This is a genomic window from Actinomyces sp. Z5 (assembly GCF_003287795.1).
GTDB classification, from domain to species: domain Bacteria; phylum Actinomycetota; class Actinomycetes; order Actinomycetales; family Actinomycetaceae; genus Actinomyces; species Actinomyces glycerinitolerans.
Genome location: NZ_QMIN01000007.1, coordinates 1 through 2523, shown reverse-complemented (window position 1 = coordinate 2523; position 2523 = coordinate 1). Strand labels below are relative to the sequence as shown.

Here is a 2523-nt window from a genome sequence, read left to right as displayed (position 1 = left end):
GGGGTCGACCCCGCCGGCGCCGGCGTTGGCGCCGGCGGGCCGGTCCTGGCCGGCGTCCTGCCCCGGTTCGGGCTCGGAGCCCTCCTCCGGGCGCTTGTCCGGGTCGGTGCTCACTTGGCGTCCTCGTCGTCAACGATCTCGGCGTCCACGACGTCGTCGTCCTCGGCGGAGGACTGCGCCTGGGAGGCTCCGGCATCGGCGGCCTGGGCGGCCTGCTCGGAGGCGTACAGGGCCTGACCGATCTTCTGGGAGACCTCGTTCAGCTTCTCCTGCGCGGCCTTGACCGGCTCGATGTCAGTGCCCTCGAGGGCCTTCTTGAGCTCGTCTACGGCGGCGGAGACCTCGGAGTTGACGTCCTGCGGCAGCTTGTCCTTGTTCTCCTTCAGCAGCTTCTCGATGGAGTAGGCCTGCTGCTCCGCCATGTTGCGGGTCTCGGCCTCCTCGCGGCGCTTCTTGTCCTCCTCGGCGTGGGCCTCGGCCTCCTTGACCATGCGGTCGATGTCCTCCTTGGGCAGGGCGGAGCCGCCGGAGATGGTCATCGACTGCTCCTTGCCGGTGCCGCGGTCCTTGGCGGAGACGTGCACGATGCCGTTGGCGTCGATGTCGAAGGAGACCTCGATCTGCGGGATGCCACGGGGGGCCGGGGCGATGCCGGTCAGCTCGAAGGTGCCCAGCGGCTTGTTGTCGCGGGCGAACTCGCGCTCGCCCTGGTAGACCTGGATGAGGACGGAGGGCTGGTTGTCCTCGGCGGTGGAGAAGACCTCGGAGCGCTGGGTCGGGATGGCCGTGTTGCGCTCGATCAGCTTGGTCATCACGCCGCCCTTGGTCTCGATGCCGAGGCTCAGGGGCGTGACATCGATGAGCAGCACGTCCTTGCGGTCGCCCTGGATCACGCCGGCCTGCAGGGAGGCGCCGACGGCGACGACCTCATCGGGGTTGACGCCCTTGTTGGGCTCCTTGCCGCCGGTCAGCTCGCGCACCACCTCGGTGACGGCGGGCATGCGGGTGGAGCCGCCGACCAGGACCACGTGGTCGATCTCGGACAGGGAGACGCCGGCGTCCTTGATGACGTTGTGGAACGGCACCTTGGTGCGCTCGAGCAGGTCCGCGGTCATCTCCTCGAAGTGGGAGCGGGTCAGGCGCTCGTCGAGGTGGATGGGGCCGGCCTCGCTCATGGACAGGTACTGCAGGTTGATGTCGGTGCTCATCGCGCTGGAGAGCTCCTTCTTGGCCTGCTCGGAGGCGTCACGCAGACGCTGCATGGCGATCTTGTCCTTGGACAGGTCCACGCCGGACTTGTCCTTGACCTGCTTGACCAGCCAGTTGACGATGCGGGCGTCCCAGTCGTCGCCGCCCAGGCGGTTGTCGCCGTTGGTGGCGCGCACCTGGATGGTGGAGAAGCCGTCCTCGTCCTTGCCGACCTCCAGCAGGGAGACGTCGAAGGTGCCGCCGCCCAGGTCGAAGACCAGGATGAGTTCGTCCTCCTTGCCCTTGTCCAGGCCGTAGGCGAGGGCCGCGGCGGTGGGCTCGTTGACGATGCGGTCCACGGTCAGGCCCGCGATGGTGCCGGCCTCCTTGGTGGCCTGACGCTCGGCGTCGTTGAAGTAGGCGGGGACGGTGATGACGGCGTTGGTGACGCTCTCACCCAGGTAGGCCTCGGCGTCGGCCTTCAGCTTGGCCAGGATGCGGGCGCTGATCTCCTGGGCAGTGTACTTCTTGCCGTCGATGTCGACGGTCCAGTCGGTGCCCATGTGGCGCTTGACGGAGGAGATGGTGCGCTCGACGTTGGTGACCGCCTGGCGCTTGGCGACCTCGCCGACCAGCACCTCGCCGGACTTGGAGAAGGCAACGACGGACGGCGTGGTGCGCCCGCCCTCCGCGTTCGGGATGATGGTGGGCTCGCCGCCCTCGAGGACGGCGATGGCGGAGTTGGTGGTTCCGAGGTCGATGCCGACGGCACGTGCCATGGGTGCTCCTTGATGTCTCGTGGTGTTGAAGTTGAGTGGTATACACTCAGGATCATGGTTGAGCGTGGCCTTGTCAACTCCACGCGCCGCGACCTTGAGTCTGATGGGCTCAACCCTGCATGGGGCGGTTCTATTCCAGAGCCGCCCACCGTGACTCGGGTTACTCCGGGCACCTGAATACGACCCATACGCCGCCCGACTACCACCCGGATGTGGCCCGAGTACCCGCCGCGCCGCGATCGGTAGAGGTTACGTGCCCAGATCCGTAGATATGGCGCTTATGGGGCTCTTCCGGTTTGAGGGTGTGGCTGGTGGTGTGTTCTGGTCGGCGGTCGGCTGCTTGTTGTGACGGTAGGTGGGGTGGGGCATGCGCCGTAGGCACTTCCCGTGGAAAGCGAGGCGGACGGTTCGTATGTTTAGTTGACGGTTCGGCACTTGGCACTGACGCTTCGGCATGAACGGCGACGGTTCGTACCTGGGGATGCCTGTGTTGTCTCATGACTTCTGGGACTGTTGGATCTCATGACATCTGGGAGTGTCAGAAGTAGTGAGATTC

At 66.4% G+C, this 2523-nt stretch carries 1 protein-coding gene; it reads right to left on the bottom strand.

All coding sequences use genetic code 11. The features are described from left to right. Window positions 1-110 precede the first annotated feature (110 nt). A complete protein-coding gene (dnaK, locus tag DRB06_RS00570) occupies window positions 111-1967 on the bottom strand; it encodes a molecular chaperone DnaK (protein ID WP_111818866.1) in 1857 nt (618 codons plus the stop codon). Between the last annotated feature and the right edge of the window lie 556 nt (window positions 1968-2523).